Raw genomic sequence first — 637 nt, 5'->3', positions numbered from 1 at the left:
AATTTGATTTTGATCATTGAGCTTCCCCTAAGGGGAAGCTTTATTGTATCGGCATGATTTTTAGCGAATAGATAACCTCCATGCTCAGATTTGTACTTCTAATCTCTTTTATTTTCTCTTCCGCTATCCATGCCGGGCCGTTTGGTGATGCTGATAAAGGTAAAATCAAATCACCTAGCTGTGTCTATTGTCACGGTGTTACAGGCATCGCAACGAACAACACCTATCCAAGCCTTGCTGGTCAAAATGCTCAGTACCTTTACAATGCAATGAAATCTTATCAAGCCGGTGAGCGTAAAGGGCCACTTGCAGAAATGATGGCAGCACAGTTAAAAATGTTAAATGATGAAGACCTTCGTGATGTCGCTGCTTTTTATGCAGAACAGACAGAAATCAAGTGATTAGATCACCTGTAGATGTACTATGAAAGCTCGTGAATCATCCAAACTCAACGCATATTGAAACATTAACCCAACATTCGACCACAAAACAATCAAATTAACTTCACTTCAAATATTTGATGAATTTATAGTTCAACATAAGCATTAATATTGACTTTTTATTCTATTTTATCGATATTTCATGCTTTATTGAATTTGACGTGAAGTAAGTTATGTCTCACACACATGCGCAACCA

1 protein-coding gene is annotated in these 637 nt (G+C 37.4%); it reads left to right on the top strand.

Annotated elements, in window-relative coordinates:
* Positions 1–80: 80 nt before the first annotated feature.
* A complete protein-coding gene (locus tag IQR33_RS10125; protein WP_193837708.1) occupies positions 81–401 on the top strand; it encodes a c-type cytochrome in 321 nt (106 codons plus the stop codon).
* Positions 402–637: the final 236 nt, after the last annotated feature.

It is taken from the genome of Vibrio sp. OPT46 (assembly GCF_015163535.1).
Classification (GTDB): Bacteria; Pseudomonadota; Gammaproteobacteria; order Enterobacterales; family Vibrionaceae; genus Vibrio; species Vibrio alginolyticus.
The sequence above is the reverse complement of the archived record's forward strand: the minus strand, read 5'-3'. Positions and strand labels throughout refer to the sequence as shown.